Source organism: Sanguibacter sp. 25GB23B1, assembly GCF_040012415.1.
Lineage (GTDB): Bacteria > Actinomycetota > Actinomycetes > Actinomycetales > Cellulomonadaceae > Sanguibacter.
This window is the reverse complement of sequence record NZ_JBDYKL010000001.1, coordinates 258061-283415: the sequence shown is the minus strand read 5'-3', so window position 1 is coordinate 283415 and position 25355 is coordinate 258061. Positions and strand designations below refer to the sequence as shown.

29 protein-coding genes are annotated in these 25355 nt (G+C 72.1%); 11 read left to right on the top strand and 18 right to left on the bottom strand.

Annotation, left to right across the window (positions count from 1 at the left end; translation table 11 throughout):
* Window positions 1-902, bottom strand: a 902-nt coding sequence (locus ABKW26_RS01430) for an NAD-dependent epimerase/dehydratase family protein (protein WP_348590620.1), incomplete at its 3' end; no start/stop codon positions are given.
* A gap of 112 nt (window positions 903-1014) precedes the next feature.
* Here ABKW26_RS01430 and ABKW26_RS01425 point away from each other — a divergent pair.
* Window positions 1015-2943, top strand: coding sequence for a penicillin-binding transpeptidase domain-containing protein (locus ABKW26_RS01425; protein WP_348590619.1), 1929 nt, complete (start codon window positions 1015-1017; stop codon window positions 2941-2943).
* 99 nt (window positions 2944-3042) lie between these two features.
* Window positions 3043-3369 (top strand): hypothetical protein, encoded by a 327-nt coding sequence (locus tag ABKW26_RS01420; protein ID WP_348590618.1) that lies wholly within the window; start codon window positions 3043-3045, stop codon window positions 3367-3369.
* 30 nt (window positions 3370-3399) lie between these two features.
* On the opposite strand, the gene ABKW26_RS01415 is transcribed toward ABKW26_RS01420, so the two are convergent.
* From ABKW26_RS01415 to ABKW26_RS01405, 3 genes are all read right to left on the bottom strand, one after another.
* Window positions 3400-3939, bottom strand: a complete 540-nt coding sequence (locus ABKW26_RS01415) for a hypothetical protein (RefSeq protein WP_348590617.1) — start codon at window positions 3937-3939, stop codon at window positions 3400-3402.
* 109 nt (window positions 3940-4048) lie between these two features.
* The gene (locus tag ABKW26_RS01410; RefSeq protein ID WP_348590616.1) at window positions 4049-5671 is read right to left on the bottom strand and encodes an ABC transporter permease; all 1623 of its coding nucleotides are present in this window, start codon (window positions 5669-5671) and stop codon (window positions 4049-4051) included.
* The gene (locus tag ABKW26_RS01405) at window positions 5668-6642 is read right to left on the bottom strand and encodes an ABC transporter ATP-binding protein (RefSeq protein WP_348590615.1); all 975 of its coding nucleotides are present in this window, start codon (window positions 6640-6642) and stop codon (window positions 5668-5670) included. Before ABKW26_RS01405 ends, ABKW26_RS01410 begins: the two co-directional genes overlap by 4 nt.
* Before the next feature lie 143 nt (window positions 6643-6785).
* Between ABKW26_RS01405 and ABKW26_RS01400 the strand changes: the two genes are divergently transcribed.
* The 4 genes from ABKW26_RS01400 to ABKW26_RS01385 all read left to right on the top strand — a co-directional run bounded on the left by ABKW26_RS01400 (window position 6786) and on the right by ABKW26_RS01385 (window position 9003).
* A complete protein-coding gene (locus ABKW26_RS01400) occupies window positions 6786-7202 on the top strand; it encodes a VOC family protein (RefSeq protein ID WP_348590614.1) in 417 nt (138 codons plus the stop codon).
* 109 nt (window positions 7203-7311) lie between these two features.
* Window positions 7312-8121, top strand: a complete 810-nt coding sequence (locus tag ABKW26_RS01395; RefSeq protein WP_348590613.1) for a putative protein N(5)-glutamine methyltransferase — start codon at window positions 7312-7314, stop codon at window positions 8119-8121.
* Window positions 8122-8182: 61 nt separating this feature from the next.
* Window positions 8183-8536: a metalloregulator ArsR/SmtB family transcription factor gene (locus ABKW26_RS01390; RefSeq protein WP_348590612.1), complete on the top strand. Its 354-nt coding sequence runs from the start codon at window positions 8183-8185 to the stop codon at window positions 8534-8536.
* Window positions 8533-9003 (top strand): SRPBCC domain-containing protein, encoded by a 471-nt coding sequence (locus ABKW26_RS01385; RefSeq protein ID WP_348590611.1) that lies wholly within the window; start codon window positions 8533-8535, stop codon window positions 9001-9003. The genes ABKW26_RS01390 and ABKW26_RS01385 overlap by 4 nt, the downstream gene beginning before the upstream one ends.
* 24 nt (window positions 9004-9027) lie before the next feature.
* Here the strand turns inward: ABKW26_RS01385 and ABKW26_RS01380 are convergent, their stop codons facing one another.
* From ABKW26_RS01380 to ABKW26_RS01340, 9 genes are all read right to left on the bottom strand, one after another.
* Window positions 9028-9363, bottom strand: coding sequence for a nuclear transport factor 2 family protein (locus ABKW26_RS01380; protein ID WP_348590609.1), 336 nt, complete (start codon window positions 9361-9363; stop codon window positions 9028-9030).
* Window positions 9364-9405: 42 nt separating this feature from the next.
* Window positions 9406-9693, bottom strand: coding sequence for a DUF4287 domain-containing protein (locus ABKW26_RS01375; RefSeq protein ID WP_348590608.1), 288 nt, complete (start codon window positions 9691-9693; stop codon window positions 9406-9408).
* A gap of 61 nt (window positions 9694-9754) precedes the next feature.
* Window positions 9755-11053, bottom strand: a complete 1299-nt coding sequence (locus ABKW26_RS01370) for an RNA polymerase sigma factor (protein ID WP_348590607.1) — start codon at window positions 11051-11053, stop codon at window positions 9755-9757.
* Window positions 11054-11104: 51 nt separating this feature from the next.
* Window positions 11105-11542, bottom strand: a complete 438-nt coding sequence (locus ABKW26_RS01365; RefSeq protein ID WP_348590606.1) for a YciI family protein — start codon at window positions 11540-11542, stop codon at window positions 11105-11107.
* Between the two features lie 156 nt (window positions 11543-11698).
* Window positions 11699-12454 (bottom strand): sensor domain-containing protein, encoded by a 756-nt coding sequence (locus ABKW26_RS01360; protein WP_348590605.1) that lies wholly within the window; start codon window positions 12452-12454, stop codon window positions 11699-11701.
* 144 nt (window positions 12455-12598) lie between these two features.
* The gene (locus ABKW26_RS01355) at window positions 12599-13372 is read right to left on the bottom strand and encodes an SDR family NAD(P)-dependent oxidoreductase (protein WP_348590604.1); all 774 of its coding nucleotides are present in this window, start codon (window positions 13370-13372) and stop codon (window positions 12599-12601) included.
* A gap of 46 nt (window positions 13373-13418) precedes the next feature.
* Entirely contained in the window at window positions 13419-14717 is a 1299-nt protein-coding gene (locus ABKW26_RS01350) for an MFS transporter (protein ID WP_348590603.1), read from the bottom strand.
* Window positions 14718-14779: 62 nt separating this feature from the next.
* The gene (locus ABKW26_RS01345) at window positions 14780-15775 is read right to left on the bottom strand and encodes a LacI family DNA-binding transcriptional regulator (protein ID WP_348590602.1); all 996 of its coding nucleotides are present in this window, start codon (window positions 15773-15775) and stop codon (window positions 14780-14782) included.
* Between the two features lie 128 nt (window positions 15776-15903).
* Complete coding sequence (locus ABKW26_RS01340) at window positions 15904-16314, bottom strand: helix-turn-helix domain-containing protein (RefSeq protein ID WP_348590601.1); 411 nt, start codon at window positions 16312-16314, stop codon at window positions 15904-15906.
* A 114-nt stretch (window positions 16315-16428) separates the two neighbouring features.
* Between ABKW26_RS01340 and ABKW26_RS01335 the strand changes: the two genes are divergently transcribed.
* Complete coding sequence (locus ABKW26_RS01335) at window positions 16429-17286, top strand: NAD(P)H-binding protein (protein WP_348590600.1); 858 nt, start codon at window positions 16429-16431, stop codon at window positions 17284-17286.
* A 178-nt stretch (window positions 17287-17464) separates the two neighbouring features.
* On the opposite strand, the gene ABKW26_RS01330 is transcribed toward ABKW26_RS01335, so the two are convergent.
* The 4 genes from ABKW26_RS01330 to ABKW26_RS01315 all read right to left on the bottom strand — a co-directional run bounded on the left by ABKW26_RS01330 (window position 17465) and on the right by ABKW26_RS01315 (window position 20881).
* Window positions 17465-18340: an aminoglycoside phosphotransferase family protein gene (locus ABKW26_RS01330; protein ID WP_348590599.1), complete on the bottom strand. Its 876-nt coding sequence runs from the start codon at window positions 18338-18340 to the stop codon at window positions 17465-17467.
* Between the two features lie 46 nt (window positions 18341-18386).
* On the bottom strand, window positions 18387-18863 hold the full coding sequence (locus ABKW26_RS01325; protein ID WP_348590598.1) for a hypothetical protein: 477 nt from the start codon (window positions 18861-18863) through the stop codon (window positions 18387-18389).
* A gap of 340 nt (window positions 18864-19203) precedes the next feature.
* Window positions 19204-19905, bottom strand: coding sequence for a DUF6518 family protein (locus tag ABKW26_RS01320; RefSeq protein WP_348590597.1), 702 nt, complete (start codon window positions 19903-19905; stop codon window positions 19204-19206).
* A 127-nt stretch (window positions 19906-20032) separates the two neighbouring features.
* Window positions 20033-20881: a LysR family transcriptional regulator gene (locus tag ABKW26_RS01315; protein WP_348590596.1), complete on the bottom strand. Its 849-nt coding sequence runs from the start codon at window positions 20879-20881 to the stop codon at window positions 20033-20035.
* A 105-nt stretch (window positions 20882-20986) separates the two neighbouring features.
* Between ABKW26_RS01315 and ABKW26_RS01310 the strand changes: the two genes are divergently transcribed.
* Entirely contained in the window at window positions 20987-21718 is a 732-nt protein-coding gene (locus ABKW26_RS01310) for an SDR family oxidoreductase (RefSeq protein WP_348590595.1), read from the top strand.
* 21 nt (window positions 21719-21739) lie between these two features.
* On the opposite strand, the gene ABKW26_RS01305 is transcribed toward ABKW26_RS01310, so the two are convergent.
* Window positions 21740-22063, bottom strand: coding sequence for a YciI family protein (locus ABKW26_RS01305; RefSeq protein WP_348590594.1), 324 nt, complete (start codon window positions 22061-22063; stop codon window positions 21740-21742).
* A 397-nt stretch (window positions 22064-22460) separates the two neighbouring features.
* Between ABKW26_RS01305 and ABKW26_RS01300 the strand changes: the two genes are divergently transcribed.
* From ABKW26_RS01300 to ABKW26_RS01290, 3 genes are all read left to right on the top strand, one after another.
* Window positions 22461-23795 (top strand): histidine kinase, encoded by a 1335-nt coding sequence (locus ABKW26_RS01300; RefSeq protein WP_348590593.1) that lies wholly within the window; start codon window positions 22461-22463, stop codon window positions 23793-23795.
* Complete coding sequence (locus tag ABKW26_RS01295; RefSeq protein ID WP_348590592.1) at window positions 23792-24499, top strand: response regulator transcription factor; 708 nt, start codon at window positions 23792-23794, stop codon at window positions 24497-24499. The genes ABKW26_RS01300 and ABKW26_RS01295 overlap by 4 nt, the downstream gene beginning before the upstream one ends.
* A gap of 84 nt (window positions 24500-24583) precedes the next feature.
* On the top strand, window positions 24584-25354 hold the full coding sequence (locus ABKW26_RS01290; protein ID WP_348590591.1) for an ABC transporter ATP-binding protein: 771 nt from the start codon (window positions 24584-24586) through the stop codon (window positions 25352-25354).
* Window position 25355 lies beyond the last annotated feature (1 nt).

Genomic DNA, 25355 nt, shown 5'->3' with positions numbered 1-25355 from the left:
GGCCCACGCTCGTCCTCGAGCGTGCCCGTCAGCGTGTCGTGGACCGGTCGCAGCGTCCCGCCGGCCGCGAGGAAGGCGTCGTTGCCCCGCCGGAAGAAGCCGGTGCACGACGCGGGCAGCCAGAGCGGCAGCGACCGCGGCCCCGCCCAGTGCTGCACGCCGTTCGCGGCCAGCCGGTCGTCCTCGGCGGTGACGAGCTCCCCGTGGAACCCGGCGACGGCGGCAGCCTCGGCGAGGAGGTCCCCGAGCGGGACCGGGTGGCCCACGACGTTCACCGTGCCTGTCGTCCCGCGCCGGGCGGCTCCAGCGACCCACTGCGCCGCGTCCCGCACGTCGACCACCTGGACGTGCCGCTCCTCGGCGACCGGTACGAGGACGGGGCCGTCATCGGCGAGCGCGAGCCGCGAGACCCAGTAGCCGAAGCGGTCGCTCGGGTCGCCCGGCCCGGCGACGAGCCCGAGGCGTGCGACGAGCAGGCGGTCGCCCAGCGCGGTCCGGGCGGCCCGCTCGGCGGCCACCTTGGCGTGGGCGTAGTCGCCGACGTCGGTGGGCTCGACGGTCTCGGCGCTCTCGTCCGCGCCCGGCGGGTCGTCGTCGTGGGCGTAGACCGAGGTGGTCGAGACGAACGTCCAGTGGGCGGCGCGCGGTCCGAGGGCGGCGACGGCGCCGGTGACCGTGGACGGGTCGCGGGAGACGTCGACGACCGCGTCCCAGTCCGTGCGCGCCACCTCGTCGTACGCGCCGGGGCGGGACCGGTCGCCGCGGACGAGCGTCGCGCCGTCGGGCACCGTGCCCGACTCGCCGCGCGCGAGGCACGTGACACGGTCGCCCTGCGCGAGGAGCCGGGCGGCGATCTCGCGTCCGAGCCATGCGGTGCCGCCGAGGACGAGGGTCGTGGTCATAGGGCCACCGAACCACACGTCACCGGGCCGGCACGCACCGCAGCGGGCGAATCCGCGCCGGTCACGGTCGTGGCGGCTGGACAAGCCTCGCGTTTCGGCGTTCTCTGGTCCCATGCCCCTGGCCACCCCGCTCCCTGTCCGCACGCGCACGCCCGCCCGGCCACGCCTGGTCTCCCTGGCGCTCGTCGCCGTGCTGGCCGGTGCCGGCCTCGCTGCGTGCGGCCCGGACACCCCGGCCCCCTCCGTGGCGGCCGAGGCGCTCGCCGCCGGTATGGCGAGCGGAGACCTCTCGGGCGTGACCTTCGACGGCGCGACGACGGCCGACGCCACCGCCCACCGCACGGCAGTCATCGAGCCCCTGGTCGACGCGACGGTCGAGGTGAGCGTCGGCAAGGTCGCGCTCGGCGACGAGGACGTCACCGCGACGGCCGACCTCGTCTACGAGTGGGACCTCGGCGGCACCCCGTGGAGCTACACGACGAGCGCCGACCTCGCGCTCGTCGAGGACACGTGGCACGTGGCGTGGGAACCGGAGCTCCTCGTCCCGGGCCTCGTGCTCGGCGACCGGCTCCAGGTCACCCGGACACCGGCGGTGCGCGGGGACATCAACGGTGACGGCGACGTGGCGCTCGTGACGGAACGCGCCGTGACCCGGATCGGCATCGACAAGACGCGTCTCGGCGCGAACCAGTGGGACGATGCCGCGCGACTGCTCGCGCCCCTCGTGACCATCGACGTCGAGGCCTACGCGGCCAAGGTGGCCGCCGCGGGCGAGAAGGCCTACGTCGAGGCGATCACCCTGCGACCCGAGTCCCCGTACGACTGGACGGCGATCGCCGCGAGCCCGGGCGTCCTGCTCGTCGAGGACACCATGCCGCTCGCGCCGACGCGGGAGTTCGCGGCGGCGATCCTCGGCCGTGCCGGTGACGCGACCGCCGAGATCGTCGAGGAGTCGGGCGGCACCGTCGCGGCCGGTGACCTCGTGGGCACCTCGGGCCTGCAGCGTCAGTACGACGAGCAGCTGCGCGGCACGCCCGGTCTCTCGGTCGACATCGTCGGGTCCGACGGTGTGGTCCGGGAGACCGCCTTCAACCAGGTCCCCGTCGACGGCGAGCCGTTGCGCACGACGCTGAACGTCGACCTCCAGAGCGCCGCGGAGACCATCCTCGCCGGGACCACGGTCCCCGCAGCGATCGTCGCGATCCGGCCGTCCACCGGCGGCGTCCTCGTCGCGGCCAGCTCTCCCGGCAGCGCGGGCCTGTCGACCGCGACCGTCGGGATGTACGCACCGGGCTCCACGTTCAAGGTGATCTCGTCGCTCGCCCTCCTGCGCGCCGGGGTCACGCCCGAGACGACGCTCCAGTGCCCGGCGTCGACCGTGGTCGACGGCCGCACCTTCACGAACTTCCCCGACTACCCGACCGACCACCTCGGCGACATCCCGCTCTCCGACGCCGTCGCGCAGTCCTGCAACACCGCGTTCATCAACGCGAGCGGCACCGTGACGCAGGCCCAGCTCGTCGACGCCGCGGCCTCGCTCGGCATCGGCCTCGCGGCACAGCCCGGGCCGGGCGTCTTCACCGGCGTCGTCCCGGCAGGGTCGACCGGTACCGAGCACGCCGCGTCGATGATCGGCCAGGGCAAGGTCCAGGCGTCACCCCTGACGATGGCGGGCGTCGCCGCGTCCGTCGCCCGGGGCGAGACCGTGCGCCCGACCTTCCTCGCCCAGGAGGTCCCTGAGGGCGAGGCGTCCGAGCTGCCGACGGTGCCGAAGACCCCGCTCACCGCGGACGAGGCTGCCCAGCTGCGCGCCCTCATGCGCGGCGTCGTCACCGACGGGGGCGGGGCGTTCCTCCAGGACGTGCCCGGCGAGGTGGCCGCCAAGACGGGCACCGCCCAGTACGGGGACGGCTCCACCAACCACGTGTGGATGATCGCGATCCAGGGCGACCTGGCCGTCGCGGTGTTCGTCGAGACGGGTGAGTACGGGTCGACGACCGCCGGGCCCCTGCTCGAGCAGTTCCTCACCTCGGCCGGCTGACAGCGCGCCACGAGCGGCGCCTGCGTGAGCCGGGTCACACGGGCCGGGCCAGCGTGTTCACCACTTGTGTCAACCGGTCCAGCACGCGATCCTGACGGCATGGACCCGGACACCCCTGTGCTCAACCTCGACCTGTGGAGGGCTGACGCCGTCGTGCTGCACTTCTGGCTCACGACCGTCGACCTCGACGCGTTGCCGTTCGAGCACGCGGGGCAGAAGCAGGCGCTGCTCGACCTGCTGACCGAGCTCGACCAGACCGTCGCCGCCCAGGCGGACGACGCCGAGATCGTGCGGTCCCACGACCTCGTCGACCGCACCGGGACCTCGATCGACCCCGCCCGTGTCCGGATCCTCGCAGCGGGAGCCTCCGCCCCGGCCCACGACGAAGACGACGACGAGGACGAGTACGGGCTCGAACCCTTCTAGCGCGCTCCTCCTGCTCGCGCGCCTCTCCTGCTAGCCGACCTCGCCCGCCATGATGCGGCCGACCTGCTCGGCAGCGCGGTCGAGCAGCTCGAGCAGCTCGGCGACCTCGTCCGGGCGGCTCTGCTGCAGGAGCGCGTCCGTCGCGCGGAACTCCATCGCCTCGGCCTGCGTGAGGACCGCGCGACCGCCGTCGGTGAGGTGCGCCTCGACCATCCGGCCGCTCGGGTCCAGGACGGTCGTGGCCAGTCCTTTCTCCGTGAGGGTGCCGAGCGTGAGCTCGACCGCGCCCGTGTCCATACCGATCTTGCGGCCGATGTGCCGCGGGTGGACCACGTCGGACTCGATCGCCTTGAGGATGAGGAACTGGCTCGTGCGCAACGAGGTGATGGCCTCCATGCCGCGCTGCAGCTGGTCACCGAACGCGCGGAGCCGGTTCATCCGTTCGAGGATCGCGACCGTCGTCGACACGTCCCCCACGGGAAGGGCCGCGAGCTCGTGCCGTGCGCGGAGCGCGAGGTCGGTGCTGCTGGGCGTCGGTGTGGTCGTGGTGGCGAGCGTCTGGCTGGTCACGGGTCTCCTGCGATCGGTGGGGTGGTGCGTCTGGTCAACGACCGGGGCCTCGGGAAAGTTCGGCCCGGCCGCGAGCTCGGGCGATGTCGGCGGCGGGGTGGCGGCGTGCTCATCGTTCGTCCGTGTCGCGGCGTCGGAAGCCGACGAGACCCGCGACGAGGAGCGCGGACGCCGTCACGCTGAGCCACACGAGGGGTGCCGCGCGCAGGGGGTCGAGGGGATAGCCGGGCACGTGGCTGAACGCGGAGAGGTTGAGCGCCGCGTCGGGCAGCCCGAGGAGCGGGCCGAGGAGGGTGAGGACGAACGTCACGGCGAGGACCACCCAGGCCGCGTGGCTCGAGCGCGGGCGCAGCCCGAAGAGGGCGGCGGCGACACCGACGACCACCCACATCGCAGGGACCTGGACGAGCCCGGCGAGCATGAGCTGACCGGCCGTCACCGTGCCGGACGGGACGGTCGCGATCGTCACGACCGCGAGCACGGCGGTGCCGACGAGGAGGATCGTCGCCGACCCGAGGAGACCCGCGAGCACGTGGCTCGCGAAGAACGCGGTCCGTGTCACCGGGGTCGCGAGGACGGGCTCTCCGCGTCCTTCCTCCTCCTCGGTCCGGCCGCGCAGCACCCCCTGGATCCCGTGGATCGTCGCGATGGTCGCCATGACCGAGAGGATCGTCGCGAGGAAGCCCAGGGTGAAGCTCGCGCCGCCGCGCCCGGTCAGGGCGAGCACCCGCTGGAAGTACTCGTTGTCCGAGAACGCGTCGCCGACCGACGAGCCGAACGAGCCGTACAGGGCGCCGAGCAGCATGAACGCGACGAGCCACCCGAGGAACGGTCCGCGGTGCAACCGCCACGCGAGCGCGAACGGCCCGCCCAGGGACGAGGTGGCACCGGCCGGCCCAGGGCGCTGCGCGAGGAGCCCGGCACCGACGTCCCGGCGCGCCTGGAGCGCGTGGGCTCCGGCCAGCAGCCCGATCGTCGCCACGACCGGGAGCACGACGACCCACCAGCGGTTCTCCACGTACGGCAGGATCTGCTCACCCCACCCGAAGGGGGAGAGCCACTGGGCCCATTCCGCGCTGCCGGACGCGGCGCTCCACCCGCGCAGCACGTACAGCGCACCGAGGGTGGCGCCGGCGAGCGACGAGGCTGCACGCGCCGTCGAGCCCACCTGCGCCGCGACAGCCGCGACCCCGGCGAGGACCGCACCCGTCGTCGCGAGCGCCAGCCCGATCGCCACGGCTCCGCCCACCTCGACCTGCCCGGACATCGCGCTCGCGGCGACGAGCCCGGCAGCGGCCGCGAGACCCGTGACGGCGCACGCGCCGATCGCCAGCGACGTCGCGGCGGCGAGGGGGGCGTGCCTCCCGACGACGCCCGACGCGACGAGCTCCGTGCGCCCCGCGTCCTCCTCGGCCCGCGTGTGACGGACCACCGTGAAGATCGCCATGAGCGAGAGGAAGAGGCTGGCGATGCCGACCGCGCGCCACGCCGTGAAGCCACCGGCGGTCGTGAGGTCGTGAGCCTGCCCGAGCAGCAGCGCGAACGCGGGGTTCGAACCCATCGAGGTGGCCATCGCCTCGATGGCCGCAGGATCGGGGAAGAGTCCCTCGTAGGCGGTGTAGGTCGTCACGACGAGGAGCGTCACGGCACCGACCCATGAGAGCAGGCGCCAGCGGTCCCGCCGCAGCGCGAGCCCGAAGAGGAGGGGCATCCCCGCGAGAGAGGTGCTCATCGGTCCGCGGAGTAGTGCCTGAGGAAGAGCTCCTCGAGCGTCGGCGGCTGGCTCGTGAGCGAGTGCAGCCCGGCGGCGGCGAGGTCGGCGAGCACGGGGCCGAGCGCCGAGGTGTCGACGTCGAAGCGCAGGGTCGTGGCAGTCGCGTCGTCGGAGCCGGTCGCGTGGGAGCCACCAGAGTGGGAGCCGGCGGTGTCGGTCTGGACGAGGAGGTCGTGCACCTCGGGCCGGTCGCCGAGCCCGAGCGGCGGTGCGGAGACGACGGCGGTGATGGCGGTGCGCGTCAGGTGGCGCATCTGGGCGAGGGTCCCGGTGTCGACGACGTGCCCGGTGCGGACGATGCTCACACGGTCGCAGAGCGCCTCGACCTCGGAGAGGATGTGGCTCGAGAGCAGGACGGTCCGGCCGCGCGCCTTCTCCTCGAGGATGACCTGCTGGAACTCGACCTCCATGAGGGGGTCGAGGCCGGCGGTGGGCTCGTCGAGGATGAGGAGCTCGACGTCGGAGGCGAGCGCGGCGACGATGGCGACCTTCTGCTTGTTGCCCTTGGAGTAGGTGCGGCCCTTCTTCGAGGGGTCGAGCTCGAAGCGGTCGAGCAGCTCGGCGCGCCGTCGCTCGTCGAGCCCGCCGCGCAGGCGGCCCATGAGGTCGATGACCTCTCCGCCGGACAGGGTGGGCCAGAGGCTGACGTCGCCGGGGACGTACGCGAGGCGTCGGTGGAGGGTCGCGGTGTCGCGCCAGGGGTCGCCGCCGAGGAGCCGGACGGTGCCGGCGTCCTTCTTGAGGAGGCCGAGCAGGACGCGGATCATCGTGGACTTGCCGGAGCCGTTGGGGCCGAGGAACCCGTGCACCTCGCCGGTGGTGACGACGAGGTCGAGGTCGTCGAGGGCCTTCGTCGTGCCGAAGGACTTGTCCAGGCCTTCGATCTCGATCGCGGCTGACGGCGTGGCTGTCGGAGCTGTGGTGCTCATGTGCCGAGTCTGCTCCCGTCGTCGCTCTGTGACCAGACCCCTGAGGTCGTGACCAGACCGGACGCGTCGGAATATCGCGCGACACCGTCATGTTGAGACTGACCGTACACCGTACGGTGCGCGTCGCGACGAAAGGCCCCGCCATGAACATCACCGCTTCCGCCGTCTCCCTCAACGTTCCCGACATCGAGGCGTCCAGCCGCTTCTTCACCGAGCACCTCGGCTTCACCGTCGACATGGCGGCCGAGGGATTCGTCGCGCTGACGCGGCCCGACGCCGGCTTCTCCATCGCGCTGCTGAGCGTCGGCCTCGCGTCCTTCAAGCCCGCGTCCCACGCGGGACCTGCCGGGCCCGGCCTCCTCGTGGCGTTCGTCGTCGACGACATCGACGCAGAATGGACCCGCCTCGTCGACGAGGGCGTGACCGTCGCGACACCGATCGAGACCGAACCGTGGGGTGAGCGCTACTTCCAGATGCTCGACCCGAACGGGATCGTCGTTCAGCTCGTCCAGTGGGTCGAGGCTCCTGGTGGAGGCGAGGGTGGGGCCGGGCAGGGCTGAGTCGAGCCAGGTGGGCCGAGCCAGGCCCGCGCGAATTCACCTGGTGGCGCGCCCGGGCGGTGGCTAGGGTGGCGGTCCACGTGCCGCTCACCTGAAGAAGGGCGCCTGCATGGCTCCTCGCCGCTCGACCGCCACCCGTCCGGATCCCGTGCTCGTCGGCGCCGTCACCGCGCTCCGTGCCGCTGGGAGCGTCTTCGCCGAGGACGAGGCTGCGATGCTTCTCGCCGAGGCGCGGAGCGCGTCCCACCTCGCCGAGATGATCGAGCGGCGCACGTCCGGAGCCCCGCTCGAGCAGGTGCTCGGATGGGCAGAGCTTCGCGGCGTGCGCGTCGCGGTGGTGCCCGGGGTGTTCGTGCCGCGGCGTCGGAGCGAGCTGCTCGTCGACGAGGCGGTGGCGCTCCTCGGCGCACGGAGCCTGCCGGTGGTCGTCGATCTCTGCTGTGGCACCGGTGCCGTCGGGGCGGCGGTCGCGGCGGTCCGGGACGTCGAGCTGTACGCCGCGGATGTCGACCCGGTCGCGGTGGCCTGCGCGCGGCACACGGTGCGCCCTGCGGACCGCGTCTTCCTGGGGGACCTGTTCGACGCGCTCCCGGACGCGCTCCGGGGGCGGGTCGACGTCCTCGTGGCCAATGCGCCGTACGTCCCGACCGGCGAGATCCGGCTCCTGCCGGCCGAGGCGCGTGACCACGAGCCGCACCGCGCCCTCGACGGTGGTGCTGACGGCCTCGACATGCACCGCCGCGTGGCGCAGGGCGCTCGGGAGTGGCTCGCGCCGGGCGGTCGTCTGCTCGTGGAGACGAGCGAGCGGCAGGCACCTGGGACGGTGTCGATCGTCCGGCAGGCGGGTCTCGTGCCGCGGGTGGTCCGCCGGGAGGAGGCCGACGCGACGGTCGTGGTCGGCTCGCTGCCTGGGTCTTGACACTGCCGGCGACCGGGATCATGATCAACCTATCGGTTGATCAACCAACAGATTGAATACCATGGCAGACGACGCGCTGAGCATCACGTTCGCCGCCCTGGCCGACCCCACGCGCCGAGCGATCCTCGCCCGGCTCGCACAGGGCGAGGCCACGGTGAACGCGCTCGCCGAGCCGTTCGACATCAGCCTCCAGGCGATCTCCAAGCACCTCAAGGTGCTCGAGCGGGCCGGGCTGATCACGAGAGGGCGCGACGCCCAGTACCGGCCCTGCCGGTTGGAGGCCGAGCCGCTCGACACCGCTGTCGACTGGATCGAGGAGCACCGTGCGGTCTGGCAGGACCGTTTCGACCAGCTGGGGCAGCACCTGAGGGACATCCAGCACAGCACCACCGCACCCGAGGAGAACCAGCCATGAGCGACACCACCACGGACGGCACCCCCACAGAGCTTCACGAAGTGACCCACACGCGCGTCTACGCCGCGTCGCGGGAGCTCATCTTCGCCTGCATGACCACCCCCGAGCACCTCACCCACTTCTGGGGCCCGGTCGGTGTGAGCACGCCGATCGAGAACATCACCGTCGACCTCCGCCCCGGCGGGGCGTTCACGACCGACATGGTCAACGACGCGACCGGCGAGGTCTATCCCACGCGCGGCGTCTACGTCGAGATCACCGCACCGGAACGGCTCGTGTGGCAAGAGGCCGGGAGCGACAACGACCACCCGATCACGACGAGCGTGACCTTCACCGACCTCGGCGACGGTCGCACGGAGGTGGTCTCCCACCAGACGAACCTCCCGCCGCACTACGTCAGCGAGGAGGCACAGGCCGGGCTCCTCACGAGCTTCGACAAGTTCGCCGCCTACGTCGAGGCGCTCTGAGCGCTCACGCTCACCAGCGAGGCGTCAACCTGCGGTCTGCTGGTGCACCAGCAGACGCCAGGTGTCGTCCTGGCGGACGTAGGTGCTCGCGAGCGTCGCCTCGTACGTCGTGGAGCCGCGCTGCCCGATGAACGAGTAGACGACGGTGGCCGTCTCGGCGGTCCGGAGCAGGCGTGGCTCTCGCAGGTCCACCGAGTCCCAGCCGGGAGACGCGTCCATCGCCGCGACGCACTCCTGCTTGTCGAGGACGGCTCCCGGAACGATCACGAGTGCGTCGTCGTGCAGCACCGCGTCGTAGTCGGTCCCGGCACCCGTGGCCAGGCGACGCTCGCTGCTCATGAGGTCGTCGACGATGCTCATGATCTCGAGTCTAGGGCGGGCGACCGTCGTGACCCACAGCAGCTAGGGCTTGGTGTCCTTCCCGTCGAGCCACAGGACGTCGGACTCGTCGCTGTGCGCGCCGTCGCTGCCCACGTGCTTGCTGCTGATCTGCGGCCCCTTCTTGATGACGTGGACGATCGCCATCGCGTGCCCGCGGCCGAGGCCGTAGTCGGCGGCGAGCCACTCGACGATGGTGCCGGCCTTGACCGACGGGTCGTCGAAGCCTTTCTCCGTGGCTTGAGCGACGATCTGGCGCGGTGTGAGGCCGGTCTTGGTCTCGACGGCGTCGAGGTATGCCTGGAACGACATGGTGCTTCCTCTCGTGGTGCCCGGCGATGGGCTCGGTGCGACGGGATCAGTGTGGTCCGGCTCAGCATGTCTCCGCGAGCGCGAGGAGCTGGCGTCGTTCCTGCTCGTTGCGGGTGAGCGACGCCGCGCGCTCGAGCTCGGCGCGGGCCTCGGTGCGGCGGTCGAGCTTGAGGAGGAGGTCGGCGCGGGCGCTCGGGAGCAGGTGGTAGCCGGCCAGGGCGGGCTCGTCGGCCAGCCGGTCGACGAGCTCGAGCCCGGCGGCGGGCCCGTACGCCATCGCGACGGCGACCGCACGGTTGAGCTCGACGACGGGCGTCGGCCGGAGCTGCGCGAGGGCTTCGTAGAGTGCGGCGATCTCGACCCAGTCCGTCTGCTCCGGCTCGCGTGCCCGGGCGTGGCACGCGGCGATCGACGCCTGGAGGGCGAAGGGGCCCAGCGCTCTCTCCTGTGCGCGGCACAGCTGCTCCGCCTGCGCGAGCGCCGCGAGCCCGCGTGTGACGAGCAGCCAGTCCCAGCGCGAGCGGTCCTGCTCGAGCAGCAGGACCGGGGAGCCGTCGCGTGCTGTCCGGGCGGCGGACCGGGACGCCTGGATCTCGAGGAGGGCGGCGAGGCCGTGCACCTCCGGCTCCTGCGGGACGAGCCCGGTGAGGATGCGCACGAGGCGCAGCGACTCCTCGACGAGCGCGGGGCGCAGGACGTCGTCGCCGGCCGTCGCGGAGTAGCCCTCGTTGAAGACGAGATAGACCACCTCGAGGACGGACGCGAGGCGCGCCGCGAACTCGTCGCCGGACGGCATCTCGAACGGTACGCGCGCGGCGGCGAGCGTCTTCTTCGCGCGGACGATGCGCTGGGCGACGGTCGACTCCGGCACGAGGAAGGCCCGGGCGATCTCCGGGGTGCCGAGACCGGCGACCATCTTCAGCGTGAGTGCCACCCGCGCCTCGCGGCGCAGGACGGGATGGCATGCGATGAAGACGAGCCGGAGGAGGTCGTCCTCCACCGGCTCGTCGAGCGCCGTGTCCCAGTCGGGCGGTTCGGCCTGCTCCTGCTCGAGGACGTGGCCGATCTCGGCGGTCTTGCGTCGCAGGGTCTCGGCGCGGCGGAACTGGTCGATTCCGCGTCGGCGTGCGGTCGTCATGAGCCAGGCACCTGGCTTGGTCGGCACGCCAGACTCGGGCCACTGCTCGAGGGCCGCGACGAGGGCGTCCTGGGCGAGCTCCTCGGCGAGGCCGACGTCCCGCGTGAGGCGGGCGAGGGATGCGACGAGCTGGGCGGACTCCATCCGCCAGACCGCCTCGACGGTCCGGCGGACCGCCGCGGCGTCGTCCGGGCGCGGAGTCTGACCCATGCTCGTCGTCATCCTCTCTCGATCCTGCCCTGCTCTCCGGCCTGTGCTCCCGAGCGCCGTGGCTCAGCCGTGCTGCGCGGCGATCGTGTCCCGCAGACGGTCCTCGGCCGCGCGGGCCTCGGGAGTGAAGTCGTCACCGAAGTCGTCGGCCTCGACGATCCGGCGCACCTCGACGACCGTCGTGTCGCCGGCGGGGGTCGGGATGCGCTTGGCCCACTCGACGGCCTCTTCCTGGGAGGAGACCTGGAGGAGCCAGAAGCCCGCGATGAGCTCCTTGGTCTCGGCGAACGGGCCGTCGAGGACGACGGTGTCCTCTTCGGTGATGGTCACGGTCGTGGCCGTGTCCGACGGCATGAGGCCTTCGCCGCCGAGGAGGATGCCGGCCTTGACCATGTCGCTGTTGAACTTCCCCATCGCGTCGATGAGCTCGGCGGTCATCCCGGCGGCCTGGGCGGCCTTCTCGGCGGCGGGGGTGGTCTTGAGGATCATCATGAAGCGCATCGCTGTCTCCTGTCGTCAGTGCTGCAGGACCGGGGCTGTCCCGGTCTCTACACGTCCGTCGAACGAGGACCGGGCAGATCGACACTAGCAACGGAGCAGCTCGTGATCTCGTGCAGGACGGGCTCGACAACGCCTGAGCCGCCGGGGGCCGGCGGCTCAGGGATGCCGCTGGTCCCCGACGAGCAGGCGCGCGTAGCCTGCCTGGAGGTTGGCCATCGCGCGGGTCATGGGCAGCAGCGTGAGCAGGAGGACGACGCCTCCCGCGACGCGGAACCCGACGGAGTTCACGAGCTCCAGGGCGTCGCGCCCTGCGCCGGTGATGCCGTCGAGGCCACCGTCGTCCGTGGGGAGGTAGCGGTCCCACACCCAGGCCGTCAGGCCGCCGAGCGCGCCGACCCACCAGGTGAGGGTCACGCAGGCGGTCGCGATCGAGACGATCCAGGCCGTGAGGGCGTGGAGGGCGTCGAGCCAGCTCTGGCCGTCGGCGAGGACACGCACCCACCGACGCCAGGGCCCGGCATCGTCACGCGGCCCGACGATCGCCGGTCCGTACCCGGTCCGCGGTCGCGCGGGGACCGCGAAGGGCTGGGACGCGTACCGGTCGTGACCGACGACGGCGTCGCGCCGCACGAGGCGGCCGCGCTCGACCGCCGCGAGACCGCGGGCCGTGGCGAGCGCCGCCGCTGCGAGCGGCACCCCGATCCCGAGTGCCACGAGCGGGAGCGCGACGGAGAGCAGTGCGAGGACCACGACTAAGCCGAGGATCGTCCAGGGCAGCGTCGCGAGGACGTAGGCGGTGTCGGTGCCGAGCTGACGGAACCGTCCGGAGGGCCGGGCACGGTCCTCGACACGGTCTGCCGGATCGTTCAGGGTCGTGGGAAGGAGGATCTCGGTGACGGCGCTCTGGCTCATGCTCCGATCGTTCCAGCCCGGCGCGCGCGGGCCCATGGTGCCAGCCGCCGAGACGGTGCGCGTCGTCCCTACCGAGAGGGTAGGGCTGTCCCTACCCCTCCGGTGCCGGTCGAGAGCTCGCTGACCAGCATCGCCGTGCGACGCTCACCAGGTGGAGTCGCCGCGCAGCACCACGTCGGAGCCGCCGTCGACGAAGACGACCTGGCCGCAGAGGTGCGTGTTCTCGGTGCTGACGAGCCACGCGAGCAGGTCGGCCGGGACCTGGGCGGACATGTAGCCGTGCAGCGGCATGGGCACGAGCGCGGCCATCTGGGTCCGTTGCTCCTCGGTCGCGAGCAGGTCGGCGACCATGGGTGTCTCGACGATCCCCGGCGCGATGGCGTTGAGCGGGATGCCGGCACCGGCCCATTCGGCTGTCGGCGCGTTGCGGCGCACCCACCGGGCGAGGGCGACCTTGGTGCTCGAGTAGATGGTCGAGCCGCCGTCGGTGTCGGCGAGCACCTGTGCTCGGGCGAGCGCTCCGCTCTCGTCACCGGTGAGGCACAGGTCGACGAGCTCGGGGTCCGACGGCATGATGCTGGCCATGGACCCGGTCGCGACGGCGCGCGGTGCCGTGGAGGCGGCGAGCAGGGGACGGAGCCCGTCGAGGGTGGCGATGGTGCCGAAGTAGTTGACGGCGACCGTCGCGGGGGTCGGGTGGGCGAGCCCGGCGTTGGCGACGACGGCGTCGACGACACCGTCGGTGAGGTCGGTGACCTGGCGGACGAGGTCGCTGCGCCCCTGCGGGCTGGTGAGGTCGACGGTGATGTCGGCGTCGTGGAGGTCGACCCCGACGACCCGGTCGCCGCGGGCCGCGAGGGTCTCTGCCAGCGCCTTGCCGATGCCCGATGCTGATCCGGTGACGACGACGGTTCGCATGGTGTCTCCTTCGACATGACCGAGGTCGTTCTCGGTCCCTCACTTCTCACGCTACGACTGTGCGCACCTGGTGCATCGGACCTTCGTCCTGGCTGCCGGACGTCTGCGGGACGGCGCGCGACGCCTTCCCCGGAGCCGGTCGGTCGGTCCCTGGCTGGACGCGGCGCCCCAGGAGGAGGGCGGCGCACGCGACGCCCGAGGCGACGACGAACAGCGCGGCATACCCGCCGAGGTGCGTGATGACCATGCCGGCGACGGCCGGGGCGACGGTCTGCGGGATGTTCGTCGCGACGTTGTAGATGCCGAGGTCCTTGCCGGGGCTGGTACCGCCGTCGGGCAGGACGTCCGTGACGAGCGCGTTGCCGGCGGCGATGTGTGCGCCGAAGGCGATGCCCTTGAGGACCGCGAAGGTGACCATCCCGCCGACCGTGGGGGAGACGAGGGGGACGAGCAGCGCTGCGGCGAGCACGGCGCACGCACCGACCATGAAGTGCACCCGGTTGCCCACCCGGTCGCTCCACCGGCCGACGACGGTCGCGCTCACGAGGATCGCGACGAAGCTCACGATCGTGAGGAGCCCGAGGAGGCGGTTCGCGCGGTCGGTCGCGAGGCCGAGGTGGTCCGTGAGGATGAACAGCTGGTACGTGTAGACGAGGTTGTACGCGAGGACGAAGAGGAAGCGGGACGCGAACGCGTGGGCGAACAGCGGTTCCTTGCGTGGGTCGACGACCATGCTGCGCAGGAGCGAGACTGCCCTGCGGGCGCCGTCTCGCGGGGCGGTCCCGGTGGACGCCGGTGCCGGTGCCCACCCTCGGCGGGGTCGCGCGGCGAGCACGAACACGGCGCTCGCGACGAGGACGAGGACGGCGAGCGCGACGTAGACGCGCTGCGGGTCGTCCGCGTGCCGCCCGGCCACGAGGACGGCGGCCCCGCCGCCGGCGACGGCGCCTGCGCCGATGACGGCGAAGGTGCGGCCGCGACGCGGGGAGGGCACCTCGTCCGGCACGACGGCCGACGCGGCGATGTCGAGGGCGTTGAGCGCGAACTGCGCGACGACCCACAGGGCGCCGAGCGCTGCGAGCGACGTGGCCCCGCCGAGGCACAGGAGGGCGGCGGCGGCGACGAGCGCGCCGCCGAGGGCCCACGGTGCGCGTCGCCCGAGCGGGCTCCGGGTCCGGTCGCTCAGGGCGCCGACGAGCGGTTGGGCGACGATCGTCAGGGCGAAGGCGACCGTGCTGACGAGGGCGAGGTTCGCGACCTTGTTCGCGGGGTCGAGTGCCGCGACCTGGTTCGGGAGCAGGACGACGACGACCGCCGCGTAGCTCGCCGCGAGGGCGGTGGCCACCACGACGAGCGACGGGACGAGCGAGCGTGGGGGCGTCGTCGACGGAGAGATGGGCGGTCCTGTCAGCGGGGCCCGGTGGAACCGCGCTCGACGAGCGAGGTGGAGAGCCGGATGTGGGTCTCGTCGACGGGTGTGCCGTCGATGAGGGAGATGAGGAGCCCGATGGCGGCGGAACCCATCTGCTGGATGGGTTGGCGCACGGTCGTCAGCGGCGGGCTGGTGCGGGCCGACTCGGGGACGTCGTCGAAACCGACGACCGACAGCTCGGTGGGGACGTGGATGCCGAGCTCCTGGGCGACCTCGAGGGCGGCGATGGCGGAGAGGTCGTTGGCGGCGAAGATCGCTGTCGGCCTGTCGGGCAGGGAGAGGAGCTCTCGGGCGGGCTCGCGTGAGCTCTCGGTGCGGTACTCGCCGGCGCGGATGAGGGTGGGGTCGACGTCGATCCCGGCGGTCGCGAGCGCGCGCCGGTAGCCGTTCTCGCGGAGCTGGGACGACTCGAGGTCGCTGCGTCCGGCGAGGAAGCCGATCCGACGGTGGCCGAGGGCGAGCAGGTGCTGGGTCGCGAGCTCGGCACCGGCGAGGTTGTCCGAGTCGACGGTCGGCAGGCCGGCCGGGCCGGCGTGCGGGTCGATCGCGACGACGGGGACCTCGGCGTCGGCGTGGACGACAGTGGGGGTGACGAGGATGGCGCCGTCGATGAGGGTGCCGCTGAGGCGTGAGAGGTAGCGCCGCTCCCAGCCGACGCCGCCGCTGTGCCGTCCGCCGGTGTACGCGAGGAGCTCGTAGTCGGTGTCGGCGAGGCCGGCGGAGGCGCCCTTGAGGATCTCGGTGGAGAAGGGCTCGAACTCGGCGACGAGGATGCCGATGACGTTGGTCTTGCGGGAGCGCAGGCTCCGGGCGACGAGGCTCGACTCGTAGCCGAGCGTCTCGATCACTTCCTTGACACGTGTGAGGGTGCTCGCGGCGACGCCGTAGCGGCCGTTGATGACCTTCGAGACGGTCGCCACCGAGACGTCGGCAACCCGTGCGACATCTGTGATGGTGACCCGCTGTGCCATGGGTCTGACCATAACGTATGGATAACGTTATCGATATCGATTCATGATGCCCATATGAGATGAAGCTCGCCGCATCGCCCGTGGGTGGCAGACGCCACCGTGTCGCGCGCGGCTCGCGTGCCGTGGGCTCAGTCCGTGCGCGGCTCGTCGTAGGCCGAGCGTGCCGCCAGGACGTCGCCTGCCGTCTCCTCGAGGAGGTCGGCGAGCAGTCGCACGCGTTCGGCGACGCGCTGCCCGAGGGGCGTGAGGCCGTACTCGACGCGGGGCGGGATGGTCGTCACGACGTCGCGGGTGACCATGCCGTCGCGCTCGAGGGTCTGGAGGGTCTGGGAGAGCATCTTCTCGCTCACTCCCTCGACGCGGCGGCGTAGGGCGTTGAAGCGGTAGGTGCTCTCGCCGAGGGCGAGCAGGGCGAGGGACGCCCATTTCGAGGTGACGTCCTCGAACGCGGCGCGCGAGGCGCAGTCACGGGCGAAGACGTCCGTGACGAGCTGCTGGTCCGGGCCGGGGTCCGGAGCGTCGAGGGTTTCGGTGGTCACGGGACGAGTCTAGCGCCTCTGGTGTCGGAATGGATGGCACTGTGTAATAGTTAGCGCTATCGCAACCTCACCGGGTGCACTCGCTGCCCGGTGCCCGACCCAGAGGAGAACGCCATGACCACCTACGCCGTCACCGGAGCCACCGGACCCTTCGGACGCCACGTCGTCGAGGAGCTGCTCAACCGCGGGGTCGCCCCAGCCGACGTCGTCGCCGTCGTGCGCACGCCGAGCAAGGCCGCCGACCTCGCCGACCGCGGCGTCCAGGTCCGCGAGGGCGACTACTCCCGCCCCGAGACCCTCCCCGCAGCGCTCGCGGGCGTGCAGCGCCTCCTCCTCGTCTCCGCCAACGAGCCCGGCAAGCGGGTCCCGCAGCACACCGCCGTCATCGACGCGGCGAAGGCCGCCGGTGTCGAGCGCATCGTCTACACGAGCATCCTCCGCGCCGACACCTCCACGAACCCGCTCGCCGGCGACCACGTCGGCACCGAGCAGGCGCTCCACGCCTCCGGCATCCCGTCCACGGTCGTGCGCAACGGCTGGTACATCGAGAACTACACGAGCCAGCTCGGCCAGTACCTCGCGACCGGCGAGGTCCTCGGTGCCGCGAACGGCGGCAAGGTCTCCGGCGCCGCTCGCGCCGACTACGCAGCAGCCGCTGCGGCGGCTCTCCTTGCCGACGTGGACGGCGACGTCACCTACGAGCTCGGCGGCCCGGCCTTCACCTTCGACGACCTCGCCGCGACCATCACCGAGGTCACCGGCACGACCGTCGTGTCCCACGACGTCTCCGTCGCCGAGTACGCCGCGACGCTCCAGCAGCACGGCCTCGACGCGGGCACGGCCGGGTTCGTCGCCGCGCTCGACGGGTCCACCGCCGCCGGCGACCTCGAGACCGACAGCACCGACCTCGTCGACCTCCTCGGCCGGCCCGTCACGCCGCTCGCCGACGTGGTGCGCGCCGCACAGGCCTGAGCCGGCCCGGTCCTGGCTGGACTCAAGGGGGTCGCTGCGCGTGATGCCCGTGCGTCACGCGCAGCGCCTCTCAGCGGCCCTGCGCGACACGCGACACCGATCGAGTCCAGCTCCGCAGCGGAGAGGAGCCGCCGCGGGGGAACGAGGGCGCGTACGCGACGCGGTCTATCGGGATCGCCTACTCGTTGAGCAGCAGGTTCACCACGCGATTGGCGTCTTCGAACTCCCCGAGGTGCGCGGGGTCATCGACGGTGGACCGGCAGATGGCAATCGCCTTCCAGAGCGCCCAACCGCGTCCTCGCGCCCAGGTGGCGTCGTCGGCTCCAAGACGCTCACGGAAGGTCCGGCGCCCGTCAGCAGTCAGAAGTGTCCAGGCGACGGCGAGGTCACAGGCCGGGTCGCCGACGCCGCAGGTTCCGAAGTCGATGACTGCTGAGAGCTGCCCGGCATCGTCCAGCAGGAGATTGCTGCCGCCTATGTCACCGTGGAACCAGCGGTCGACGCCGTCCCAGGGCGCGCTCAGCGCGTCAGTCCAGACGTCACGAGCGCGCTCGACGTCGATGCGGCCCTCGAGGTCTCGCAGAGCGTCTTGAGTGCTGGCGTCGAAGGTGCGGAGCGTGCCGCCTCGGAACCAGTTGTGCACGCCGGGCTGCGGTCCCTTGCTCGGATCGACTGCCTGGAGAGCAGACAGGAACGTCGCCAGGTCGGTGGCGAACCTGACGGGGTCGGTGATGCGGTCTGGCGTGGCAGTCTCGCCGTGAAGCCACTGGTAGATCGACCACGGATGCGGGTAGTCAGGGCTCGGTGCGCCATGACCGAGGGGTGTGGGGATCGGGAACGGCAGCTGTGGCGCGAGGATGGGCAGCCATCGGTGTTCCTTCTCGACCGCCTTGGCGTACTCGGCGGCGCTGGGGAGACGCGCGAGCAAGGCATCGCCCAGGTGGAAGGTCCAGTTGTCCCACCCGCCCTTCGTGACAGGCCTGATCGGGAGGTCCGTCCACCGCGGGAACTGGCTCTTGATGAGTTGGCGGACCTGGGCGGTCTCGACGCTCACTCGCTCTGGCACGGGACCGAGATCCGGCACGTCACTCACGGGGGACTCACTCCCGGCTCAGTCGTGAGCTCGCGGCGATCACCGAGGGTGGGGAGGGGGCTTGGGGCCAGGCCTGGACGAGGTAGTGCTCGACGGGCTCATCGGTCGTGAGGTCGTAGGCGATGTCGCGGCCTCGTGCAGAGACGCGCAGGCGGTACCAGCCGCCACCGTGGACGTCGAGCCGCGCACTCTCTGCCGGTGGCTCGTCCTCCGGTCCGACGACGACCATGCCGTCCAGCCCCGAGTCGTCGGCTTCGACGCTAGCCTCGACGATGTCCTCCCACGTGGCAGTGTGATCGAGGTCCGGCGCGCTCGATGTCGTCGCGACCGTCACGAGAACGGGGCCCGCGTTGACGCCGGTGAGGATCACGACCGAGCCCTCACCGAAGTCTGCGACGAGCCCGCCCAGGAACTCTGGGACGTCGAAGAGCCGTGCAGCGCCGTCGACCATCAGCAGGCCGTCCCACGCATGAGCGAGATACACGGTTCTCCGTTCCGGAACAGCTCGATGAAGCAGCGGTCGACGTCAGCGCCTGTACGGGAGGGTCATCCCGTTCTCGGTCATCATCTCCGGAGGTTGCCCCGGACGCCCAGCTCGTGGATCACGACGTGCCCTCCTGCTCGGTGTGAGGTCCCGGGGCCGCAGACCTCTGGCTCCCCGGTCGTCGGCCGGTGCGCGGTGCTCTGACCCTAGTGGTGCTGCCGCCTGAGGGGGGCTTGTCGGCACCGGGCGCTCCTCCAGGGGATCGGATCACCGGCCTTCTTCGTCTTGATGATCGCACCGCCCGGGCTCGTCATCGGAGGTGGACTCGTCGCAGCGCTGTTCAGGTCATGACCGAGTGCAGCAGCACCTCCCCAGCAGCACCTAGCGGCAGCACCAGCAGCAACCACGCCGCGGCCGCACCGACGCCTCGCACCCGCGCACCAGCCGTCCGCGCCGCTGACGTGGTCGCGCCGAGAGTCACCACCAGGACGGCACCGAGGACGCAGAAGACGACAGCGTCGCCCATGTAGCCCAGGTACACGCCGTAGGTGACCACGCCCTCGGCGAGGAAGACCCCACCGAGCAGCGCCGCCCCCAGCGCGGAGGTTCGCATCGAACGGGCGCGCCGCCAGCACCACCCGGCCGCTCCCAGGACCGGCCCGCCGAGCACACCGGTGGCGGCCCACATCACGACCATGGTCGGGTTGATACCGAAGCCCCGCAGGGCAGACGTGGCGTAGTACCCGCCGACCTCCCCGAAGCACACCAGGACCCCCGCCAGGACCGCGACCCAGGGCCGCCTGCTCCACGCGCCGACGAGGAACGCGGGAGCCACCCAGGGGCCGACCGCGTTGGCCAGCCCCGCGAACGGCCACGGCAGCACCGTCTGCAGGCCGGACGTCGCCGCACCCCACAGGACCCCGACCAGCACCGCAGCGCCGAGCACAGGCGCTGTGCCCATGCCACCGCTCTGGCCGAGGCGCTGGCCGTCCTCGGCTCGTGGGTTGCGCAGCGCGCTGGTCGTGGTTGCGGGTCCGGTCATGGTGGAACCCTGGCGTTCCACAGGGGGCTCCGGCATCACCGCGTGGTCGGATCGCGACGCACGGTTGGTCATCCCTCGGGGGGACGGCGAGCCTCGGATCGTCACGGTGCCCAGTGCTGCGCAACCTCTAGAGGCGCAGCGCCGTCTGCACGAGGTCGGCGACGGCGCGGGAGCGGCTGAGCGGCGGCCAGGCGACGACCGTCGTGACCTGCTGGGCGTCGACGACCGGGACGGCCACGACGTCGTCGCGCAGCTGGCTGCGGCACGAGTCGGGGGCCACCATCATGGTGCGCCCGAGCGAGACGAGCTGGAGCACCTGCGTGTGACTCTGGACCTCGGGTCCCGGGCCGGCCGGGTACGAGCCGTCCGGCCGGGGCCAGCGCGGCTCGGGCAGGTCCGTCACGGCGGCGAGGTCTTCGAGGCGCAGGGTCGTGCGCGTCGTCAAGGGGTGGCCCGCGGGGAGGACCGCGACCTGCCCCTCGGTGCAGAGGTCCTCGACGTCGAGGTCGTCGGTCCGGTCGAAGGGCTGGTGGAGGATCGCCACGTCCGCCCGCCCCGTCCTGAGCGCTCGTCCCTGCTCGCCGGGACCGCAGAGGATCACGTCGACGCGGACCGCACCAGGAGTGACGGCGTAGGCGTCGAGCAGCTTCGCCAGGAGCTCGGTCGAGGCTCCCGCCTTCGTGGCGAGGACGATGCTCGGCTCGTCGTCGGTGGCGCTCGCGGCGCGTCGGGCCCGCTGCTCGGCGGCCTCCATCGCGTCCAGCGCGACCCGGCCCTCCTGCAGTAGGACGGCCCCGGCCTCCGTCAGGGTGACCGCCCGGTGGGTGCGCACGAGCAGGTCCGCTCCGAGGCGACGCTCGAGCTGGCTGATCGCCCGGGACAGGGGCGGCTGAGCCATGCCCAGCCGCTGGGCCGCCCGGCCGAAGTGCAGCTCTTCCGCGACGGCGACGAAGTAGCGCAGCTCCCGGGACTCCATCGGGCCAGGCTACGCGGGCAGCCGCACCGTCGATACCCGTGAGGTATCGCTCCTGACCCAGATGGTCTTGGACGGCCCACCCGACCGAACCGCAGGATCGACACCATGAACACACCGAAGACAGCCCTGGTCACCGGGGCGAACAAGGGCATCGGCTACGAGATCGCGGCAGGCCTCGGCGCGTTGGGCTACAGCGTGGGCGTCGGCGCCCGCGACGAGGCCCGACGCGAGGCGGCCGTCGCTCGCCTCGTCGCCGCCGGCGTCGACGCGTTCGGCGTCCCGCTCGACGTGACCGACGACGACAGCGTCGCTGCCGCGGCACGACTGATCGCCGACCGCGCCGGGCACCTCGACGCCCTCGTCAACAACGCCGGCATCACCGGCGGCTGGCAGCAGCAACCCACCACCGCCGACCTCGACATCATCCGCACGGTCGTCGAGACCAACGTCATCGGCGTCGTGCGCGTCACCAACGCCATGCTTCCGCTCCTGCACCGCGCGCCGTCGCCGCGGATCGTCAACATGTCCAGCGGCGTCGGCTCCCTGACCCGCCAGTCCGGACCCGGCGGGGAGACGACCACCGGCCCCGTGGCCGTCGCCTACTCCCCGTCCAAGACGTTCCTCAACGCAGTCACCCTCCAGTACGTCCGTGAGCTCGAAGGCACGAGCATCCTCGTCAACTGCGCCTGCCCCGGCTTCGTCGCGACCGACCTCAACGGCTTCCGCGGCACCCGCACCCCGCAGGAAGGTGCCGCGACCGCCATCCGTCTCGCCACGCTGCCCGACGGCGGGCCCACCGGCGGGTTCTTCGAGGACGCGGGAATCGTCCCGTGGTGACCGTCTCCCCGTCGGCTGTCCTCAGAGGAACGGCCTGAGCTCGACCCTGCGGTTGCAGCACCGGGAGCCTTCGGTGGCGAGCTCGAGCGCCGCATCGCGGTCTGGAGCCTCGATGATCCAGAACCCGGCGGTGTACTCCTTCGACTCCGCGAAGGGCCCGTCGGTGACGAGCCCGGCGCCCCCGCGATCGTCGATGACGGTGGCCGTGCTCGGCACCCCGAGCCCACCGGCGAAGACCCAGTGGCCGTCTGCCTTCATCCGTGCGTCGAAGGCATCGATGGCTGCCATCTCGCTCGAGGTCGCGGGGCCCGCGTCGGTGTCGAGCACCGAGATCAGAAACTGCATGGTGGATCATCTCCAGTGGTCAGGGGCGCCCACCCCGGGCGCCCTCCACCCTGTACGACGAACGTGCCTGCTCCGATTCGACACCTCTCGCCGAGCCGACTGCACGAGTCTCGGAGCGCTCGAGACCTGGAGCGCCAGGCGCGGTTCACCGGTGTTCGTCAGAGGCCTGCTGCTGTCGACGATCTCTCCGCTCGGCGGCAACCAGGCCGACCGCTACGCAGACCATGGCGGCGACCGTCCACCAGTTCCCGACGATGGCGGCCACCGCGCCGATCACCACCGCGGGGATGACCCAACCGATTCTTGACCCGCTCATCGCCCTACTATGACCCGAGCCCTCGACGCTCGCAACAGGTGATGCGCGTGCGCCGGAAGCCTCTTCCGTAGAGTTCGCCGTATGACCCGACCTGACCGGCTCGCTGCTCCGCAGCGCCGCGATGTCATCACGGCAGCGGTCTGCTGGGCAGTCTCCGTCGGGTCGGTCGTGCTGCTCGCGCTCGCGGCAGCCGTCGACCCAGATGTTGCTGGTGACATCCCCGGGATCGGGACGGCGATGTGGTGGACGACGGCCGCCGCGCTCACCGCGCAGGCCGTCGCTCTCGCCTGGGCGCGGGCCGCCCCGCGCGTGGTGCTGCTGCTCGTCGCGGCGATACCGTTCGTCGTCGCCGTACCGCTCGTCCTGTCCGGCGACCCGCTCGACGGCTCCTACAGCCTGACGTCGCTCGCGCTCGCGGTCGCGAGCTACGTCGCGTTCGTCGAACGTCCGGTCGGCGTCGTGCGTCCGGTGGCTCTCGTCGCCGTGGCGCTGACGTGTGTCGGCTACCTCGTCACCGGTCTGCGTGACGGTGACCTCACGCCGGGCCTCGCGGTCGCGTCCGCGGTCGGCCAGTCCGTGCTCGTCGTCGGCGTCCCTGCGCTCGTCGCGCTCTTCGTCGCGACGCGGCGCGAGATCAGCCGCGCCCGGGAGCACGAGCTGCGGGCGCTCGCCCGCGAGCAGGACGCCCTCGTCCGCGAGGCGCGTGCGCAGGAGCGGACGGCGATGGCCCGCGAGCTGCACGACATCGCCGCCCACCACCTGTCCGGCATCGCCGTCATGGCAGCCGCGATCGAGCGTCAGATCGCGACCGACCCCGCGAGCGCCACCGAGGGCGTCCGGCAGGTGCGCAGCCAGAGCACGGCGGTTCTGCGCGACCTGCGGCGGCTCGTCGGGCTGCTCCGTGAGGGTGATGCGGGCGAGCTCGCCGTCGAGGCGCTGGGCGGGATCGCCGAGCTCACCGCGCAGGCGTCGGCGACGGGGATGACGGTCGAGCTGAGCGTTCTCAGGACGGGCGCGCGGGACGTGCCCGGTGCACCCGACGCGGACCGCCCGCTCGGGGCGGGCCTCGGCCCGCTCGCGCAGCTCACGGCGTTCCGCATGGTCCAGGAGTCGTTGGCCAACGCGGTGCAGCACGCGCCCGGGGCGCGGTGCGTCGTGACGGTCGACGACCGCGACCCGGAGGCGGTCGTCGTGACCGTCCACAACGACGCGGGGAGCACGGCACCGACCGCGACGGTCTCGAGCGGCGGCTTCGGGCTCGTCGGTATGCGCGAGCGGGCGGAGCTCACGGCCGCCGACCTGCGCTACGGTCCCACCATCGACGGCGGCTGGGACGTCACGCTGCGGCTGCGCCGCGACGCGACCGGGATCGAGCCCGACACCGGGACCAGGACGAGCACCGAGGAGCCCCGATGATCCGCATCATCATCGCCGACGACCAGGCGCTCGTCCGGGCGGGCTTGTCGGCGCTCCTCGGCTCGGAGCCGGACATCGAGGTCGTCGGCGTCGCGTCGGACGGCGACGAGGCGGTGCGCCTCGCGCGGGAGCTGCGGCCCGACGTCGCGTGCCTCGACATCCGCATGCCTGGTCGTGATGGCATCAGCGCCACCCGCGAGCTCTGCGGCCCCGATGCGACGGACCCGGTCCCGGTGCTCGTGCTGACCACCTTCGACCTCGACGACTACGTCTTCGGGGCGCTCGAGGCGGGGGCGTCGGGCTTCCTCCTCAAGGATGCGGAGCCGTCCGTCATGGTCGACGCGGTCCGGTCGATCGCCGCTGGCAACGGCACGTTGGACCAGACGCTCACGCGCCGCGTCCTGCGGGAGTTCGTCGAGCGTCGCCGCACGCAGCCCGTCTCGGTGCAGCGCGGATCGGACCTGCTCACCGCCCGCGAGGTCGACATCCTCCTCCTTCTGGCGCAGGGGATGTCGAACGACGAGATCGCTGCCGAGCTCGTCGTCGAGGTGTCGACCGTGAAGTCCCACCTCGCGCGGATGATGCCGAAGATCGGCGTCCGGTCACGCCTCCAGGCGGTCGTGTGGGCGTACCAGAACCGCATCGTCACGGTCCCCGGAGACGAGCCTGCATCGAAGGATGCAACCCGCGAGGTGCGTCCCTAGGCGGCTCGATGGCGCCCCCTGCCTGCTCATAGCGTCGAGAGCGACGGAAACACCCCGTCGTCCCGACTCTCAAGGAGCGCCGCCATGGCTTCAGCTACGGTCCCTGCACCGTCCCTCGCCCCGCCCGGATCGTTGACGGCCGTCCGGCTCGTCCAGGTCCGCAAGACGTACCCGAACGGTCTCGGTGAGACGGAGGCGCTGCGCTCCGTCTCGGTCGCCCTCCAGCCCGGGTCCTTCACAGCCGTCATGGGCCCGTCCGGCTCGGGCAAGTCGACGTTCCTCAACTGCGCCGCGGGGCTCGACGCCCCGACGAGCGGTCAGGTGATCGTCGGCGACGAGGACCTCACCGCGATGTCTCCCGACGGCCTGACGCGCTTCCGTCGTCGTCGCGTGGGCTTCGTCTTCCAGGCGTACAACCTCATCGGCCACCTCACGGTCGCGGAGAACGTCCAGCTCCCGCTGCTGCTCGACGGGCGCCGCCCGGACCCGGCGTGGCAGGACCACCTGCTGCACTCGGTCGGCCTCCAGGGCATGGAGGACCGGCTGCCCGGTCAGCTCTCCGGCGGTCAGGCGCAGCGGGTCGCGATCGCGCGTGCGCTCATCACGCGACCGGCGGTCGTCTTCGCCGACGAGCCGACGGGTGCGCTCGACTCCCACACGGGAGAGCAGATCCTCGACGTCCTGCGCAGCGCGACGGAGAGCCTCGGCCAGACGCTCGTCCTCGTCACGCACGACGCCCGCGTCGCCGCGGTCGCCGACCAGGTCCTCTTCCTGGCCGACGGTGCGGTCGTCGGACACCTCGAGTCGCCGTCCGCCGAGCAGATCACTGCTCGCCTGCTGACGCTGGGGCGGTGAG

Coding starts and splice junctions, on each gene's coding strand:
- ABKW26_RS01425 (WP_348590619.1), top strand. CDS start 1,015: ATGCCCCTGGCCACCCCGCTCCCTGTCCGCACGCGCACGCCCGCCCGG.
- ABKW26_RS01420 (WP_348590618.1), top strand. CDS start 3,043: ATGGACCCGGACACCCCTGTGCTCAACCTCGACCTGTGGAGGGCTGAC.
- ABKW26_RS01410 (WP_348590616.1), bottom strand. CDS start 5,671: ATGAGCACCTCTCTCGCGGGGATGCCCCTCCTCTTCGGGCTCGCGCTG.
- ABKW26_RS01405 (WP_348590615.1), bottom strand. CDS start 6,642: ATGAGCACCACAGCTCCGACAGCCACGCCGTCAGCCGCGATCGAGATC.
- ABKW26_RS01400 (WP_348590614.1), top strand. CDS start 6,786: ATGAACATCACCGCTTCCGCCGTCTCCCTCAACGTTCCCGACATCGAG.
- ABKW26_RS01395 (WP_348590613.1), top strand. CDS start 7,312: ATGGCTCCTCGCCGCTCGACCGCCACCCGTCCGGATCCCGTGCTCGTC.
- ABKW26_RS01390 (WP_348590612.1), top strand. CDS start 8,183: ATGGCAGACGACGCGCTGAGCATCACGTTCGCCGCCCTGGCCGACCCC.
- ABKW26_RS01385 (WP_348590611.1), top strand. CDS start 8,533: ATGAGCGACACCACCACGGACGGCACCCCCACAGAGCTTCACGAAGTG.
- ABKW26_RS01380 (WP_348590609.1), bottom strand. CDS start 9,363: ATGAGCATCGTCGACGACCTCATGAGCAGCGAGCGTCGCCTGGCCACG.
- ABKW26_RS01375 (WP_348590608.1), bottom strand. CDS start 9,693: ATGTCGTTCCAGGCATACCTCGACGCCGTCGAGACCAAGACCGGCCTC.
- ABKW26_RS01370 (WP_348590607.1), bottom strand. CDS start 11,053: ATGACGACGAGCATGGGTCAGACTCCGCGCCCGGACGACGCCGCGGCG.
- ABKW26_RS01365 (WP_348590606.1), bottom strand. CDS start 11,542: ATGCGCTTCATGATGATCCTCAAGACCACCCCCGCCGCCGAGAAGGCC.
- ABKW26_RS01360 (WP_348590605.1), bottom strand. CDS start 12,454: ATGAGCCAGAGCGCCGTCACCGAGATCCTCCTTCCCACGACCCTGAAC.
- ABKW26_RS01355 (WP_348590604.1), bottom strand. CDS start 13,372: ATGCGAACCGTCGTCGTCACCGGATCAGCATCGGGCATCGGCAAGGCG.
- ABKW26_RS01345 (WP_348590602.1), bottom strand. CDS start 15,775: ATGGCACAGCGGGTCACCATCACAGATGTCGCACGGGTTGCCGACGTC.
- ABKW26_RS01335 (WP_348590600.1), top strand. CDS start 16,429: ATGACCACCTACGCCGTCACCGGAGCCACCGGACCCTTCGGACGCCAC.
- ABKW26_RS01320 (WP_348590597.1), bottom strand. CDS start 19,905: ATGACCGGACCCGCAACCACGACCAGCGCGCTGCGCAACCCACGAGCC.
- ABKW26_RS01315 (WP_348590596.1), bottom strand. CDS start 20,881: ATGGAGTCCCGGGAGCTGCGCTACTTCGTCGCCGTCGCGGAAGAGCTG.
- ABKW26_RS01310 (WP_348590595.1), top strand. CDS start 20,987: ATGAACACACCGAAGACAGCCCTGGTCACCGGGGCGAACAAGGGCATC.
- ABKW26_RS01305 (WP_348590594.1), bottom strand. CDS start 22,063: ATGCAGTTTCTGATCTCGGTGCTCGACACCGACGCGGGCCCCGCGACC.
- ABKW26_RS01300 (WP_348590593.1), top strand. CDS start 22,461: ATGACCCGACCTGACCGGCTCGCTGCTCCGCAGCGCCGCGATGTCATC.
- ABKW26_RS01295 (WP_348590592.1), top strand. CDS start 23,792: ATGATCCGCATCATCATCGCCGACGACCAGGCGCTCGTCCGGGCGGGC.
- ABKW26_RS01290 (WP_348590591.1), top strand. CDS start 24,584: ATGGCTTCAGCTACGGTCCCTGCACCGTCCCTCGCCCCGCCCGGATCG.